This window comes from Paenarthrobacter sp. NPDC018779 (assembly GCF_044391085.1).
Classification (GTDB): domain Bacteria; phylum Actinomycetota; class Actinomycetes; order Actinomycetales; family Micrococcaceae; genus Arthrobacter.
On sequence record NZ_JBIRZS010000002.1, the window covers coordinates 21699 to 38441 of the forward strand.

The 16743-nt window shown below is 64.1% G+C and carries 11 protein-coding genes; 8 read left to right on the forward strand and 3 right to left on the reverse strand.

All coding sequences use genetic code 11. The annotated features are described in order from the left end of the window. The first annotated feature begins 93 nt into the window (after positions 1 to 93). The 6 genes from ACH488_RS02285 (at position 94) to ACH488_RS02310 (ending at position 11235) form a co-directional block, all read left to right on the forward strand. Entirely contained in the window at positions 94 to 1728 is a 1635-nt protein-coding gene (locus tag ACH488_RS02285) for a LuxR C-terminal-related transcriptional regulator (RefSeq protein WP_397321994.1), read from the forward strand. A gap of 271 nt (positions 1729 to 1999) precedes the next feature. Further along, the gene (locus ACH488_RS02290; RefSeq protein ID WP_397321995.1) at positions 2000 to 3127 is read left to right on the forward strand and encodes a flavin-containing monooxygenase; all 1128 of its coding nucleotides are present in this window, start codon (positions 2000 to 2002) and stop codon (positions 3125 to 3127) included. A gap of 264 nt (positions 3128 to 3391) precedes the next feature. Further along, entirely contained in the window at positions 3392 to 5455 is a 2064-nt protein-coding gene (locus ACH488_RS02295; protein ID WP_397321996.1) for an acyltransferase family protein, read from the forward strand. Then, entirely contained in the window at positions 5452 to 7521 is a 2070-nt protein-coding gene (locus ACH488_RS02300) for an acyltransferase family protein (protein WP_397321997.1), read from the forward strand. The genes ACH488_RS02295 and ACH488_RS02300 overlap by 4 nt, the downstream gene beginning before the upstream one ends. A 213-nt stretch (positions 7522 to 7734) precedes the next feature. Further along, entirely contained in the window at positions 7735 to 9246 is a 1512-nt protein-coding gene (gene guaB, locus ACH488_RS02305) for an IMP dehydrogenase (protein WP_397321999.1), read from the forward strand. Positions 9247 to 9351: 105 nt separating this feature from the next. Further along, positions 9352 to 11235 (forward strand): ABC transporter ATP-binding protein, encoded by a 1884-nt coding sequence (locus ACH488_RS02310; protein ID WP_397322000.1) that lies wholly within the window; start codon positions 9352 to 9354, stop codon positions 11233 to 11235. Here ACH488_RS02310 and ACH488_RS02315 read toward each other — a convergent pair. The 3 genes from ACH488_RS02315 to ACH488_RS02325 are packed head-to-tail and all read right to left on the reverse strand — an operon-like array spanning position 11232 to position 13466. Beyond that, positions 11232 to 11882, reverse strand: a complete 651-nt coding sequence (locus tag ACH488_RS02315) for a hypothetical protein (RefSeq protein ID WP_397322001.1) — start codon at positions 11880 to 11882, stop codon at positions 11232 to 11234. The two genes, ACH488_RS02310 and ACH488_RS02315, sit on opposite strands and share 4 nt — an antisense overlap. Before the next feature lie 5 nt (positions 11883 to 11887). Further along, positions 11888 to 12517 carry a hypothetical protein gene (locus tag ACH488_RS02320; RefSeq protein ID WP_397322002.1) on the reverse strand — a complete coding sequence of 210 codons (630 nt, stop codon included), beginning with the start codon at positions 12515 to 12517 and terminating at the stop codon, positions 11888 to 11890. A 49-nt stretch (positions 12518 to 12566) separates the two neighbouring features. After that, positions 12567 to 13466, reverse strand: coding sequence for a WXG100 family type VII secretion target (locus tag ACH488_RS02325; protein ID WP_397322004.1), 900 nt, complete (start codon positions 13464 to 13466; stop codon positions 12567 to 12569). A 181-nt stretch (positions 13467 to 13647) separates the two neighbouring features. On the opposite strand from ACH488_RS02325, the gene ACH488_RS02330 reads away from it, so the two are divergent. Together ACH488_RS02330 and ACH488_RS02335 are read left to right on the forward strand one after the other, a co-directional pair. After that, the gene (locus ACH488_RS02330; protein ID WP_397322005.1) at positions 13648 to 14784 is read left to right on the forward strand and encodes a GuaB3 family IMP dehydrogenase-related protein; all 1137 of its coding nucleotides are present in this window, start codon (positions 13648 to 13650) and stop codon (positions 14782 to 14784) included. 184 nt (positions 14785 to 14968) lie between these two features. Beyond that, complete coding sequence (locus ACH488_RS02335; RefSeq protein ID WP_397322006.1) at positions 14969 to 16723, forward strand: glycerol-3-phosphate dehydrogenase/oxidase; 1755 nt, start codon at positions 14969 to 14971, stop codon at positions 16721 to 16723. Positions 16724 to 16743 lie beyond the last annotated feature (20 nt).

Genomic DNA, 16743 nt, shown 5'->3' on the forward strand with positions numbered 1-16743 from the left:
GCTATTGTCCGCGTACGACGGCGGGCGGTAACCTGACGCTGGAAGCGGCGGTTGGGTACGCCAAGGGTGCCGCTTCCACCGGAGAAGTGAGACATGACAGCACCTGTCACTGCCCTGGACCTGGGTCGCTCGGCTTTCACGGAACGCCGCTGGAGCGACGCTTTGGAGTGCCTGGTCCGCGCGGATTCGGAGGGCGGGCTGCCGCCCCAGGACATGGAGCTCCTTGCCTCCGTTGCCATGTTGCTTGGGCTCAACCGTGACGGAGTGGAGTACCTCGGCCGGGCGCACGAAGAGTACCTGACCGTGGGGGACACCGACAGCGCCGCACGTTGCGCCGCGTGGCTGGTGATGTTCCTCATGGATATGGGCGAACACGCCCACGGCAGTGGATGGCTGGCGAAGGCCAAACGGCTGGTTGAGGGAATCGGACATCCTTCCGCGGGAGAAGGGTATCTGCTGATCCCGACTGGACTCGGCACCCTGCGCGGCGGTGACCCGGACACCAGTTACCGCTTCTTCAGCAGGGCTTTGGAGATTGGTGAATCGCTCGGGGAAAAGGACCTCCAAGCCATGGGGCGCCTTGGCTTGGGGACGTCCCGCCTGGCGCTCGGCTACCCCGAGGAAGGCCTGCAACTGCTGGACGAGGTAATGGTGTCGGTGACTGCCGGCGAAGTTTCGCCCATACCTACCGGGATCATCTATTGCGCCGTCCTGGGCAGTTGCCGGTTGGCCCAGGACGTAGGGAGGGCCCAGGAGTGGACGGCCGCACTGGAGCGGTGGTGTGGCGAACGCCCGGACATGGTGATGTTCGGGGCGCAATGCCAGGCCTTCCGCGCCGAGCTGCTGATCCTTCACGGTGCCTGGGACGAGGCCTTGGCCGTTGCCCGCGCCGCCGAGGGACGCATCCGCAAAGGCGATCCCGACGCGACCTTTGGTGCGTGGTACCAAGAGGGCGACGTCTTCAGGCTCCGTGGCCAGTGGGAAGAAGCTGAACAAGCCTTCAAGATGGCATCGGAGACGGGCTTCGAACCGGAACCAGGCCTTGCCTTGCTTCGGCTCGCGGCCGGCAAGACGGCAGAAGCGCGGGCACGCATTCACCGTGCCACGGCCAGCGCTGACCCGGCCAACCGGCGACGGTTGCTTCCCGCCGTCGTCGAGATTGACCTGCAGGCTGGTGACGTGGCAGCGGCGAGAACCGCCGTCGACGAATTGGCAGGCTGGCTTATTCCCGGAAGCCGGCCGTTGGAGGTGGCACTCGCCGCCCAGGCCGAGGCCGCGGTCCTGCTGGCAGAGGGGGAAGCGGAGCGTGCCTTGGGAGCGGCCCGGCGGGCTTGGCGGCTGTGGTACACCCTTGAAGCGCCCTACCACGCAGCCGGGGCCCGGGTCATGGCGGGCCAAGCGTGTGCCGCGCTGGGGGATGCCGATTCGGCAGCCATGGAATTCGAGGCAGCCCGCGCCGATTTCGCGGACCTTGGTGCGGGGCCGGCGATGGCCCGGGTCCAGGAACTCTGCGATGCGCAACCCGGAAACAAATCACTGCTCTCGCCCAGGGAGTCCGAGGTCCTGGCGTTGATCGCGGCAGGGCATTCAAACAGATCCATTGCGAGGCTGCTCTACCTCAGCGAAAAGACCGTTGCCCGCCACGTCAGCAACATCCTGGCCAAACTCGGCGTCCCCTCCAGGGCGGCAGCAACCACGTACGCCTTTGAACACCACCTCATCCCCTGAATCCCCCGCAATCCCGCTCAACACAACCCCACCCACCCCCGGACCCTCTCTCACCGAACGCCCCTTTCCGGCGATCGCTCTCTCACCGAACGCCCCTTTCCGGCGGACCCTCTCTCACCGAACGCCCCTTTCCGGCGATCGCTCTCTCACTGCGCACAAATACCCACATCCTCTCCGGCGGACTGGGCAATCCTCCCGACGCGCCGGGAATACCTAACGCCATACCTTTGCCGTATCAGTACTCGCAGCACTATTCAGGAGGACAATTGCCATGCAAGGGAACCAGCGCACTGAGGTGGACACCGTCGTGGTGGGCGGCGGGCAGGCCGGACTGGCGATGGGCTATTACCTCGCCAGCCAGCATCGGAACTTCGTCATCCTCGACGAGAACCCCAGGGCCGGAGCGGCTTGGCGAGAGCGGTGGGACTCACTCCGGCTCTTCACCCCGGCCAAATACGACGGCCTTCCGGGAATGCCGTTCCCGGGCGACCATCTGGCCTTCCCCACCAAGGATCAACTGGCGGACTTCCTGGAGGACTACTCCCGACGTTTCGAACTGCCTCTGGTCCTCGGTGCCAGGGTGGATGAGGTCCGGCAGGATGACGACGGCTTCGTCGTGGCATCGGGGGAGCGGAGGTGGCATGCGCGGAACGTTGTGGTTGCCACAGGCGGGCACCAGTTGCCCAAGCGGCCGGATTTCGCCAAGTTCCTGGACCCGGGGATCGTCCAAATGCATTCCAACGACTATCGAAACGCACAACAGCTCCAGCCCGGACCAGTGCTGGTAGTGGGACTGGGCAATTCCGGAGCGGAAATTGCTTTGGAAACCAGCCGCACCCACCCAACGGCCGTGTCCGGAAAACCAAGCGGCGAACTTCCCGTCCGCCATGGCCGGGCCGGGGCACGGTTCTTCCTTCCGGTGATCAGGTTCCTCGGTTTGTATGTCCTTACGCTGAACACCCCGATCGGACGCAGGGCAGCACCTGGATTCAAGGCCATGGCAGCACCGCTGATCCGGACCCGCAGCCAGGAGCTCCGCGCGGCGGGCGTCCAGATGGTGTCGAGGGTGGCCGGCATTGATGCAGGTAAGCCGGTGCTTGAGGACGGAACCACCCTGGACGTGGCAAATGTGGTGTGGTGCACCGGATACCGGGAAGACTTCTCATGGATCAAACTGCAGGACGCAGGCTCCTTGGACCACCCTCGCGGCGTGGTGGAATCCGTACCCGGGCTTTACTTCCTGGGCCAGGAATTCCAATTCGCTGCCGCCTCCGCCACGCTCCCCGGAGTTGGCAGGGATGCGCGGTATTTGGCTGGCGTCATGGCATCGGTTCGGCCTGCCAAGCAACGGGGAAGCACGGAGGTGCAACCCCAACCAGCGGAGAAGAAGAGCGCCTGAGGGCGCATTAATGTCCGTGGAATAGGTCACATAATTTTTCAGTACGATTGAGATAAGGCAACTGAGGATCGTTTGCCCCTGTCAGGCCCGGAATCGGCTTGGAAGGGCACAGCCAGAACACAGGTTCAACTGTGCTGTTCCATAGCGATGGATGAACTAATTGATCTCCGGAACCGGGTCCGTCCGCCCCACTTGACTGGGTTGCATGCGCGAAAACGCATATGATGGAACCTTTGTGAATGAGCCTTTGAGGAATCGCCTAACGTGACTGCACCAACGATCCAACAGCCCGCCCGTCCCAACAGGCGGGCCGCCGGACCCGTTGCAAAGTCCAAGTTCCGCCCGGAAATCCAAGGCCTTCGCTCCCTCGCAGTCCTCATGGTGGTCAGCTACCACATCTGGATTGGACGCGTCTCCGGAGGCGTGGACGTTTTTCTGCTGATCTCAGCATTCCTCATGACATTGCAGTTCACGGGCCGCTATAAACAGCGGAGGTCCATGGACCTCATCCGGCACTGGCTCCACTTGTTCCGCCGTTTGCTCCCGGCCGTGGTGGTGGTCCTCCTCAGCACCCTCGCCGCAACGTTCGTCTTCCTTCCGCCTACACGGTGGGTGGAAGTGGTGAACCAGGCGTGGGCTTCCCTCTTCTACTTCGAGAACTGGCTGCTCCAGACCCTCGCGGTCAACTACTACGCAACCGACCACAGCCTAGCAAGCCCCGTCCAGCACTTCTGGTCGCTCTCCATCCAAGGTCAGGTCTTCATTCTGTGGCCTGTCATCTTCGCCACCATGGCGGTCCTCTGCCGGAAGTTCAACCTCCGCTACCGTGCCTCCCTGGCATACATCTTCGCGATCATCTTCATCGCATCGCTGACCTACTCCATCATTTTCACCGCCAACAACCAGGCTGTGGCTTACTTCGACACCTTCGCCCGGCTGTGGGAATTCGCCCTGGGCACGCTGGTTGCCCTCATACTTCCGGCCCTCAACTTCTCAAAGCCCGTGCGCGTAGTCATGGGTTGGGTTGGCGTGGTGGCCATGCTCAGCTGCGGCATCATCCTGCAGGTGCAGACGGCCTTCCCGGGCTTCGTTGCGCTCTGGCCCACGCTCGCTGCCGTCTTCGTGATCGCGGCCGGCCAAACCGGAAGCCGCTTCGGCGTGGACCGGATCCTCAGCTCCAAGTTCCTGGTCCGCTTGGGTGACAACTCCTACGCCCTCTACCTGTGGCACTGGCCCATCCTGGTCATTGCGCTTGCCTGGAGCGGAAAGGACCACGCTGGCTGGTTGTCAGGGTCAGCGATCGTCGCTTTGGCCCTGGTCCTGGCCTTCCTGACCACCAAGTTCGTGGAGAAGCCCTTCCGTGAGTGGAAGTGGCCTGAAGTGAAGAAGTGGCGGGCTGCGGTCTCCATCGCTGCCTGCCTGGCCATTGCCTGCACGCCGCTCCTGGGCTTCCAGTACAAGCAATACCTTGACCAGAAGGCCGCCGAGACCCAGGCCTTCAACGACAACCCCGGGGCGCACGCCCTCCTTCCGGGCTACGTGGACTTGGTGGGCGACGGCGCGAAGACGCTTCCGACGGCGGAACAGTTGCCGGAGGACTGGGCGCACCTTGGAGACTCCTGCGAGGGAGATACCAAGCCGGATGACAAACTCCTGGCGGACAACTGCCAGACCAACGGTGTTGGCGACGACGCCGTGAAGAACATCGTGGTCCTGGGCGATTCGCATTCCCAGCAATGGCTGGCAGCGATTGGTCCCTTGGCCGAGGCTGAGCATTGGAAGGTCACTGCGCTCCTCCTGGGCGGGTGCCACTTCATGCCGCAGAATCCGGATGCCGAAGCGCAGTGCAACGAGTTCAATGCCGCGGCCTTCAAGTACGTGGCCTCGAAGACGCCGGATGCTGTGTTCATGGTGGGAACCATGGCTTCGCCGTCGTCGCCGGACGAGAAGCTCGTGTATGGCTTTGACCAGACGGTGACCAACTTCAACGATTTGGGGATCCAGGTTGTGGCCATCCGCGACAACCCGCGCTACGACTACAACGTCACCGAGTGCGCCCTGGCCAAGGGCGTGGACAGTTCAGAGTGCAAGTCGGATGAGCCGGACGTGCTGGCCGCCGAAAGCCCGTTTGCCGCGGTGCAGGGGACCTTCGGCAACGCCGCGTTCCTGGATATGACCGACCTCCTGTGCGACGGCGTGACGTGCCCCAGCGTCATTGGAAACGTGTTCGTCTATCTGGACGACAACCATTTGTCCAAGACGTACGTCACCAGCATGGGGGACATGTTTGACGAGAGGTGGTTTGCCGCGACGGGGTGGACGCGATGATGGCTAAAACAGTGATGGATACGGCACAAAGCACGACGGCGGAACGCGCCTTCCGTCCGGAGGTCCAGGGCCTGCGGGCCTTGGCGGTGCTGATGGTGGCCGCGTACCACATCTGGCTGGGCAGGGTGTCCGGCGGCGTGGATGTGTTCCTGCTCATCTCGGCATTCCTGCTGACCTTGTCCTTCACCCGGAAGCTGGAGAGCCACAAGCCGCTCCAACTCCTGAGGCACTGGCTGCACGTCTTCAAGCGGCTGCTGCCCGCCGTCGTCGTGGTTTTGCTCGCGGTCCTCACCGCTACCTGGACCTTTATTCCGCAAAGCCGCTGGCCGGACGTCCTCGCCGAGGCGTGGGCCTCCCTGCTGTACCGGCAGAACTGGCAGCTTGCTGAATCCGCGGTGGACTATTACGCCCAGGACCATTCGGGCGCGAGCCCGCTGCAGCACTTCTGGTCGCTGTCGGTACAGGGACAAGTCTTCATTCTTTGGCCGCTGGTGTTTGCTGCCGTGGCTCTCCTCCAGCCGCAGCTGGCCAGGCTGTTCCCGCACAACAAGGCCGTGGCCCACAGGCAGTTGCTGTTCATCGCGTTCGGGCTGATCTTTGTGGCTTCGCTCATTTTCTCGATCGACCAAACGGCCACCAATCAGGAGATTGCGTACTTCGACACCCGCACCCGGCTGTGTGAGTTCGCACTCGGCTCCTTGCTGGCCTTGGCGTTGCCCTACCTTAAACCGGGGCGCCGCCTGCGTGTGTTCCTGGGTTGGGCCGGGCTGGCCGCCATGCTGTCGTGCGGGCTGATCCTGACGGTTGACCGCTCGTTCCCGGGCTTCGTCGCTTTGTGGCCTACGCTGGCCGCCGCGGCAGTGATCGTGGCCGGCCAAAGCGGCAGCCGTTTTGGCGCGGACCGTTTCCTCAGCTCCAAGCCGCTGGTCCTGGTAGGCGACAACTCCTACGCCCTGTACCTGTGGCACTGGCCCGTGCTGGTGTTCTTCCTCCTGGTCACCGAAACCAGCACGCCCAACATCCTCCAGGGCCTGGCCATCATGGCAGTTTCCATGGTGCTGGCCGTTGCAACCACCCGCTATGTGGAACGCCCGCTGCGCCGCTGGGAGTGGCCGAACGTGCGCTCCTGGCGTGCCGCCGTCGTGATTGCGTCATGTGGTGCGCTGCTCGCCTTGCCGGTCACCGCCTGGCAGGGGGCCATTTCTTCGGAGAGCGCTGCCATCGCCGATCAGCCCATGGAGTTGACTCCCGGTGCGGCCGCACTGGCGCCGCAAAACGCCGGCCAACCAACACCAGACGCCAAGATCATCCCTGCCCCGGCAGCCATGAAGGACGAATGGGCGGATATCGACGGTCTGTGCACGGGGGACAACGTGCCGTCCGATCCCTTGTTGGAGGGTTGCCTCCAGAATGACGAGCCCGAGGTAGTTACCAAGCGGATCGTGGTCCTTGGCGATTCGCACGCCCAGCAGTACATGGCGGCCCTCGGCCCCATTGCCAAAGCGCACGGCTGGGAAGTCGTGACACTTCTGAAGGGCAGTTGCCGCTTCGGGGCGGAGTCGGAGGAACGGACCGACGAATGCAATGACTTCAACAAGGCCAGCGCCCAGTACGTCATGGAACACAAACCGGACGCGGTGTTCACCGTGGCCTCGCTGACGCATGTGACAGCACCGTTCGAGACGGAAGTGCCGGGCTACCTGGACGGGATCAAACCGTTCACGGATGCCGGAATCGACGTGGTTGGAGTCCGCGACAATCCACGCTTCAGTATCAACATGCCCGAGTGCGTCCAGAAAAAGGGCCCGGATTCACCCGATTGCAACGCGCCGCTGGAAGAGTCACTGGCCGCGTACTCGCCTCTGGATGACTACGTGGGCAAGGTGGACCGGCTCTTCCTGATGGACATGAGCGACTTCATTTGCGAGCAGGGAACTTGCCCTGCCGTGGTGGGGAACGTCTACGTCTACAAGGACGACAACCACCTCACAAAGACCTACGTTCAGAGCATGATTCCCATGTTCGAGGAGCGGTTGCTGGCGGCGACGGGCTGGTCGGCCAGCTAGCCCCACCAGCCGCTTGCGTACCAGGGGAAGCACGACGGCGGTCTGCCGCCAGTGCTGTTGCTCACACTCGGCCGCCGCGGAATATGGCGACGGGCGCTGAGGTTCTAGTATTTATCCAACACTTCTGCACAGGCCAGTCCCGTAATGACGGGCTGGTCATCAGCTGCAACCCCTACCAGTTCCAGTCCCCAAACCCAGGTAAGAGGCGCACTCATGACCCAGCCCGAACACGATCCTTTTGGCTTCATTGGCCTGACCTACGACGACGTCCTGCTGCTTCCCGGACACACCGACGTCATTCCGTCCGACGCTGACACCTCCTCCCGCCTGTCCCGGCGCATCTCCGTCCAGACGCCGCTGCTCTCCGCAGCCATGGACACCGTGACCGAGTCCCGCATGGCCATCGCCATGGCGCGCCAGGGTGGCCTCGGGGTAGTCCACCGCAACCTGTCCATCGACGACCAAGCCGAACATGTGGACCGCGTAAAGCGCAGCGAGTCCGGCATGATCACCAACCCGCTGACCATCAATCCCGAAGCCACGTTGCAGGAGCTCGACGAACTGTGCTCCCGCTACCGTGTTTCCGGCCTCCCTGTGGTGGATCCCGAAGGCCGCCTCCTGGGCATTGTCACCAACCGCGACACCCGTTTCATTCCCGAGTCCGAGTTCCCCACGCGCCGCGTCAGTGACGCTATGACCAAGATGCCCCTGGTCACCGGCCACGTGGGCATCAGCCGGGAAGAGGCTTCCCACAAGCTGGCCACCAACAAGATCGAGAAGCTCCCCCTGGTCGATGACCAGGGACGCCTTAAGGGCCTGATCACCACCAAGGACTTCACGAAGGCTGAGCAGTACCCGCTCGCCACCAAGGATGACGAGGGCCGCCTCCGCGTTGGCGCTGCCATCGGCTTCTTCGGCGACGGCTGGGAGCGCGCCATGAAGCTCATCGACGCCGGCGTTGACGCGTTGTTCGTGGATACGGCCAACGGACACTCCCAAGGTGTGCTGGACATGATCGCCCGCCTGAAGTCGGATCCCGTTGCGGCGCACGTGGACATCATCGGTGGCCAGGCAGCCACCCGCGAAGGTGCCCAGGCACTCATCGACGCAGGCGCAGACGGCATCAAGGTTGGCGTGGGCCCCGGTTCCATCTGCACCACCCGCGTGGTGGCCGGTGTGGGCGTTCCGCAGATTACGGCCATCTACGAGTCCGCCAAGGCTGCGATTCCGGCCGGCGTACCTCTGATCGCCGACGGCGGCCTGCAGTACTCGGGCGATATCGGCAAGGCCCTCGTGGCCGGTGCCGATACCGTAATGCTCGGCTCCCTGCTGGCCGGTTGTGAGGAGTCCCCGGGCGACCTTATCTTCGTCAACGGCAAGCAGTTCAAGAGCTACCGCGGCATGGGTTCCCTCGGCGCCATGCAGTCGCGCGGCAAGAACACGTCCTACTCCAAGGACCGCTACTTCCAGGCGGACGTCTCCGGCGACGACAAGCTGATCCCCGAAGGCATCGAAGGCCGCGTGGCCTACCGCGGCCCCCTGGCATCGGTTGCCTACCAATTGGTGGGCGGCCTCCGCCAGACCATGTTCTACACGGGTGCACCCACCGTTCCCGAACTCAAGGCCCGCGGCAAGTTCGTCCGCATCACGCCGGCCGGTTTGAAGGAATCGCACCCGCACGACATCCAGATGACCGTCGAAGCGCCGAACTACAACTCGCGCTGACACACTCAAGGTTCCCCGTGGTCTTCCACGGGGAACCTTTGTTTTGTGCCGGATCCGGGTTCGGCCGGCCTCCTGGCTGACAGGGGGCAGGCATAGGCTGGCAACATGTCTGAAATACCGTCGGGACCACGTCACCCGGAATCCGTCCGGGTGACCAAGGCGCCGCCCCGCAAGCTGGCACTGCGCCCGTACGCACGCGCCGTCGGGCAGGTCCTGAAAGTGAGTTTCAAGGCTTCTCCGGCAGCCGTCATCATGAAAGTGGCCGGCTCCCTGATCTCGGCCACTTTGCCGCTGGTCACCACCTATTTCGCCGCGCTCACCACTACGGCTTTGGCGGCTGGTTACGCGGGAGACCCCGACGCCGGTCCGCGGGCAGTTTTGTACGTCGTCATCACCGCTGCGCTGGGGTTGTTCTGGGGCGGGTTCAGCAGTGTGGACCGCTACATCCAGCAGCTCATGAGCTTCCGCGTGGGTGCGATCGTGGGGGACCTGATGTACCAGAGGTTCCTCGCGTTGGAGTTCTGGCGCTATGACGACAAGGAAACCGTAGACCTTTACGACCGTGCCAAGCGCTTCTCCGATTCCTACGCCCGGGTGCTGGACCGCATAGCCGCCATCTTTACGCAGCTCGTTTCCGTCATCCTGGCCATTGGTGCCCTGGTGTTGGTCAGTTGGTGGATTGCCGTGATTGTCCTGATCGCGATCGTTCCCAGCGTCTACCTGCAGTTCAAGCTCTCCCGCGAGCAGATTGCCCACTGGAACACCCAGGTTGATTCCCGTCGCCAGCGCAGGATGATCGAACAGAACCTGCTCCGGCCGCAGCACATCGCGGAGATGCGGCTCTACGGGATCGTGAATTACCTGATGGATCTCCGTTCCAGGCTGCGCGACGCAGACGAACGCCGCCGGCTCGATTTCCAGAAGCGCTACATCCCCAAGCAACTCGCCGCCGACGCCCTGCAGTATGGCGCGGAAGTTGTCTCGTTGGTCTGGGTGGTGGGCCAGATCATCGCCCGCGCCCAACCTGTGGGGCAGTTCCTCTACGTCCAGCAGATTGTGAGCCGGGCACTGTCCACGGCCAACAACCTGGTCTCTTCCCTCAGCTCCATCGACGAGGACCTGGCCAACCTCAAGGACTACGAACTGTTCATGGCACTCCCGGTTCCCAGTGGGCACGAGCCGCCGCTGACCCGGTCCCCGCAGACGGTGGAGATGCAGGACATCCGCTTCAGCTACACGGGCAGCGACATCGAAGTCATCAAGGGCATCTCGTTGACCATCAAAGCGGGCCAGCACATAGCGATCGTGGGGGAGAACGGAGCTGGTAAGTCCACCCTGATCCGTATCCTGGCCGGGCTCTACCGGCCGGATTCCGGCCGTGTACTGCTCGACGGCGTGGACCTCGCCCATGTTGACGTGACCAGTTGGCACCGGCACCTGGCCGTCCTGAGCCAGGAGTTCCTCAAATACGAGTTCGCCACAGCGGCCGAAAACATCTACCTCGGCGACGTTGAACAGCCCCGCGACGAGCAGCGCGTCCAGCGCGCGGCCTCGGATGCGGAGGCCATGGAATTCATCAGCAAATTGCCCAACGGCCTGGAGAACCACGTCAGCAACTGGATGGAGGATCCCCGCGGCCGGAAGGGCAGCGGATTGTCCGGCGGCCAGTGGCAGCGCCTTGCCATGGCCCGGAACTTCTACCGCGATGCGTCCTTCATGGTCATGGATGAGCCCACCTCGGCCATCGACGCCTTGGCCGAACACCGGATCTTCACCCGGCTGTTCGCCGACCGGAGCAGCACCATCATCGCCATCAGCCACCGGCTGGCAACCATCGAGAAGGCAGATGTGGTGTACATGCTGGAAGACGGGCGGATCGCCGAGCAGGGGACACACAAGGAACTGGTTGCCCTACGCGGACGCTACTTCCGGATGTTCGAGTCCCAGCTCACCGTGGAGGAGACCAGTCGTCACGATCCTGCGGCCTAGAGCGGGCCGTATCCGGCGTTGCCGTAGGGATCACGCCACGTTACGAGGTCCTGTTCCAGGAGCGCCCGGAAGCGGGGATCAGTCGCTGCCTTGCGGCGAAGGGATTCGCGTGAACGCCCCATGATGGTGGCCGGGACAATGATGGCGCCCACCAGAAGGCAGACGACGAACACCAGCACCATGGCCAACGTCAGCAGAACCCCGGGATCCTGCCACGTGGATGGTTTGGCCGTGAAGGCAAACAGTCCAATGAAGACGATCAGGATGAACGCCACGAAGGACAGTGCGCCCCGCAGGTTCCCGGGCCCGCGATTGACCAGGGCCCGGTCTGTCCGCGGCAAGCGATCCCGCACCCTGACGTAGAAAACGCCGCAGAGCACTGCAAGTGCCGCGCCCGGGATGCCGAAGGAGGGAAGGAGCGCGAACGTGCCGAGGCGAACGGCCAGGAGGACGCCCATAAGCACCAGGACTGTGCCGATCCCCACTCCGGCAGCCCAGGCGCCCATATAGGAGCCCCGTGCCCCGGCGATTTCGCGCAGGCGTGAGCGCGCACCCGCGGGGGTGACCGCTGCGAGTTCCGGGGAAAGCCAGTAATCCAGCGGACGGTCAGCAGGGGAGAGGGGGGACGGGCCTGTTTGGTAGCTCACCCGGGTTATCGCTCCAGCCCCGCGCGGATCAGGGAGTCAAGTTGCCCGCGCTCAAACGCCGACGACTTGAGGTTCTCGCCTTCCCCTGTGGCGATGGACAGGGCACCGTCCGCTTCCGCTTTGACGTGGACCGCGCGGGATGTTCCGTCAAGGAAGTGCTGGCGGGTTGTGGCGGCTGCGGGGAAGCCGTCCGGCGCCTGGCTCAGGTAGTAGTCCGCCATCTGCACGGCCGTGGTGATCATGCCCTCTGTGCCCGTGATGGGGTGGAGTTCGTGAACTCCGTACTTGCTCAGGTTGAGCAGCAGCGCGCCCTGCTCGGCGCCGAACATGAACGAGACGTGCTCCGACGAAGGCGTCACGAGGGCGGTTTCCAGCCACGACGTGGAATCCGCCAGGACGGCCGTCACCGTGGCGGCCGGCCCCACCGGCAAGAGTGCGTCGTTTTCGATTTTCATCAAACCGCGCTCCAGCAGCGTGGAGACACCGGCCTGTTCCAATGGTGAGCCGGCGGCGTGGTCGAGGCGGAACAGGGTTTGGCACCTCAGCGCGCCGTCGGTGCCGGCCAGCGCAATCAGGGCAATGAGCTCATGCTCGGTAATGAGCAAAGCCTGGGTTTCTTCGGTCTGGGTGGTCATTTCTGCCCTCTCTTGAGCGATTCTGTGTCCAGTCTAGGAAATGGGTGGTTCAGGTGAGCCATCCCCAGACCTTCTTCGCGCCGTCGGCTATGGATTCCCCCACGTCCTTGGCGCCTTCCCAGACATGCTTGGCGCCGTCGACCACCATGGAAGAAGCGGAGTCGTAACCCAGGTGCGTGGCCAGGAGGCCGAGGCCGCCCCACGCGATGCCGGCGACGGCGCAGGCGGGGCCGATGACGGGAACGAAGCTGCCTACGGCCAAGGCAGCGGAGATTCCGCCATCAACGGCCATTCCGGGATGTCCTGTCTGGATCCCTTGGTAGACCTGCAAACCACCGGTGACGATGCCCAGGGCTCCGGAAAGCCGGCCCAGCATCGACGTGCCGTTGAGCAATTGGGTGCCCTTGACGTATCCGGCACCGGCGGCCTGACCGTATTGGGCACTCAGCCAGGGCCACCTCGTCAGTTCCGTGACCAATCCGCCCTTGGCCATCTGGGCAAGGATGTTGTCCGCAAACAGGCCGCCGGCGGTCACCAGGCCGTTTCCGGCCCACCATCCCTCGCTGCCGGTGACGCCGAACAGTCCTTCGAGACCAGTGGTTGGAGTTGGCTGGTTTTCGCTTCCGCCGGGGATCGGCGGATGAGCCGGTCCACTTGGCCCATAGCCGACGGCACCGCCGGGGGCGCTCGCCTTGTCCTGTTCATCCGCTTGGGTGCGGAGGGTTTTGGACGCGTCATCCAACGAACGCGCCGTTTTGTGCAGGAGGGGCCGCAGGGTGCTGCTCCATTCGCGGCGGAACCGGTCTCCGTCGGTTCCCTTCCAGGCAACGCTGGAGATCAGGCCGGTGATCTGGAGTTCCTGGTTCTGGAGCCGGCTGCCGGCCTGTCCCATTTGTTTGGATAACGAGCGGAGCTGTTCAATGTCGGCTCCGTAGAATCCAGGCGCCATGGGTCCCCCTTGCATGGTGTGGTTGTGTTTTCGCAGGCTATCGGATACTTCCTGGACTCTGCCATGGGCAGCCCTGCCCATGTGGAGGGGCAGTTCCGGCGTGTTCCTTGGCGCGCTTTGTGAAGCGCTCCCTCCGATGGGCGAACCGGCGTTCCGGGAGCGGTCCAGTAAAGTAAGAGCCGTGACTTATGAGATTGAGATTGGCCGTGGCAAGCGTGGGCGTCGTGCCTACTCCCTGGATGACATCGCGATCGTCCCGAACCGCCGGACGCGCGACCCGAAGGACGTCTCGGTCTCGTGGCAGATCGACGCCTACAAGTTCGATACGCCGGTGATCGGCGCTCCCATGGACTCCGTGATGTCTCCCGAAACCGCGATAGCCCTGGGCCGCTTGGGTGGCCTCGGTGTCCTGGACCTCGAAGGCCTCTGGACCCGCTACGAAAATCCGCAGAAGGTGCTCGACGAGATCGCGGGCCTGGCGGACGAGACCAGCAGCCCGGCCGTCACCCGCCGGATGCAGGACCTGTACCAGGCTCCGGTCCAGCCGGAACTCATCAGCTCCCGCTTGGCCGAGATCCGCGCCGCCGGAGTCACCGTAGCCGGGTCCCTGACCCCGCAGCGTACCCAGGAACACTACAAGACCGTGGTGGCTGCCGGCGTCGATATCTTTGTGATCCGCGGTACCACCGTCTCCGCCGAGCATGTCTCCAAGAACCACGAGCCGCTCAACCTGAAGCAGTTCATCTACGAACTGGATGTTCCCGTCATCGTTGGCGGTGCAGCCGGTTACACGCCTGCCCTCCACTTGATGCGCACCGGCGCGGCCGGCGTCCTCGTCGGCTTCGGCGGCGGTGCCACCACCACCACCCGCCGTGCACTTGGCATCCATTCGCCCATGGCTTCCGCCATTTCCGACGTCGCTGCCGCCCGCCGCGACTACATGGATGAGTCCGGCGGACGCTACGTGCACGTCATCGCCGACGGCGGCATGGGTAGCTCCGGCGACATCGTCAAGGCCATCGCCATGGGCGCAGACGCCGTGATGCTGGGCAGTGCCCTTGCCCGCGCCGAGGAAGCCCCCGGCCGTGGCTGGCATTGGGGACCCGAAGCGCACCACCTCGAGTCCCCGCGTGGTGACCGCGTCAACGTTGGCACCGTGGGTCCGCTTGAGGAAGTGCTGTTCGGACCGGGCCACCACACCGATGGAACGTCCAACCTGATCGGTGCCCTGCGCCGGTCCATGGCCACCACGGGCTACTCCGACCTCAAGGAGTTCCAGCGCGTGGACGTAGTGGTCTCGCCCTACGCAGGCAACTAACACCGCGGTATCGAAAGCCCCCGCCGGGTCCGGAGCAATCCGGACCCGGCGGGGGCTTTGCTTTGCTTGCGAAGGCGCCGTGCCGTCCCTGCCTCGCCTTTCCGGCCGGGCCGGCACTGCCCACGACGGCGGCCAGCAAGTAGGGTAGGGGGACTACCAGCAATTGCGTTTGAGGAGGAGTCCGATGAGCAATGTCGCAGGCGGGCCACAGGTGAATCCCTCCGGAGCCCTGAGCCCGGAGTCCCGTGCCGCTTCCATCGAAGCCCTGAAAGCCACGGCGGAGTCAGGCAAGGAACTCGACATCCTGATCGTCGGTGGTGGCGTGGTGGGTGCGGGGGCTGCGCTGGATGCCGTGACACGCGGCCTGACGGTGGGCATCGTGGAAGCCCGGGACTGGGCCTCCGGAACCTCGTCGCGTTCCTCCAAGCTCATTCACGGCGGGCTTCGCTACCTGGAGATGCTGGACTTCGCGCTGGTCCAGGAAGCCCTCCAGGAACGAGGCCTCCTGATCCAGACCATCGCCCCGCACTTGGTACGCCCCGTGCCCTTCCTGTACCCGCTGACCCGGCGGGTGTGGGAGCGCCCTTATGTTGGCGCGGGCATCATGCTGTACGACACACTCGGCATCACCTCGGGCCACAGCCGTGGCGTCCCCATGCACAAGCATTTGTCCAAACGGGGCACCTTGCGGGCAGCTCCCAGCCTGAAGGACGACGCTTTTGTGGGTTCCATCCGCTACTACGACGCCCAAGTGGATGACGCCCGCCTGGTGGTGAACGTGGTCAGGACCGCGGCTCATTACGGCGCCTACGCCGCCAACCGGCTCCGGGTAGTGGATTTCCTTCGCGAGGGCGAACGCGTTGTTGGGGCCAAACTGGAGAACCAGGAAGACGGCAGCGTCTTCGAGGTCCGTGCCAAGCAGGTGGTCAATGCCACCGGCGTCTGGACCGATGAGACACAGGCCATGGTCACCGACAGGGGCCAACTGAAGGTCAGGGCGTCAAAGGGCATCCACCTGGTGGTCCCGCGGGACAGGTTCCAATCCACCGTGGGGCTGATCCTTCGCACGGAGAAGTCGGTGCTCTTCGTCATACCCTGGGGCCGGCATTGGATCATTGGCACCACGGACACCGACTGGAAGCTGGACAAAGCGCACCCGGCGGCGTCCAGCAAGGACATTGACTATGTCCTGGAACACGTCAACCGCGTCCTCAAGCGGCCACTGACCCGGGAAGACGTGGAAGGCGTCTATGCGGGGCTCCGGCCGCTGCTCGCCGGCGATAACGACTCCACCGCCAAGCTGTCCCGCGAACACGTGGTGGCACACCCGGTCCCTGGGCTCGTGGTGGTGGCTGGCGGCAAGTACACAACGTACAGGGTCATGGCCAAGGATGCTGTGGACGAGGCAACCCGGGCCATGGACGAGCGCGTTCCCCCAAGTTGCACCGAGACCATTCCGCTGCTCGGCGCCGAGGGCTTCAAAGCGGCGTGGAACCGTCGCGCCCGTTCTGCTGACGAGGCCGGAGTCCATGTGGCCAGGGTGGAGCACCTGCTCAACCGTTATGGGTCCATGGCATCGGAAGTGTTGGAACTGATCGCCCGCCAACCCGGGCTGGGAGAACCGCTGCCGGGTGCGGACGACTACCTGGCGGCCGAGGTGGTCTACGCCACCACGCACGAGGGCGCACGTCATGTTCATGACGTTTTGACGCGCAGGACGCGGATTTCCATCGAAGCATGGGACCGGGGTGTGTCCGCCGTGCCCGTAGTGGCTAAGCTGATGGGAGAAATCCTCGGCTGGAGCGAAACCCAGCGCGAAAGCGAAATCAAGCACTATCTGGCGCGGGTAGAGGCCGAACGGCTGAGCCAGGAGCAACCCGACGACGAGTCGGCAGATGCTGCGCGCATGGGAGTGGATGACATCGTGCCCCTTCGCTGACGCGTCGGGAACCATGAAGC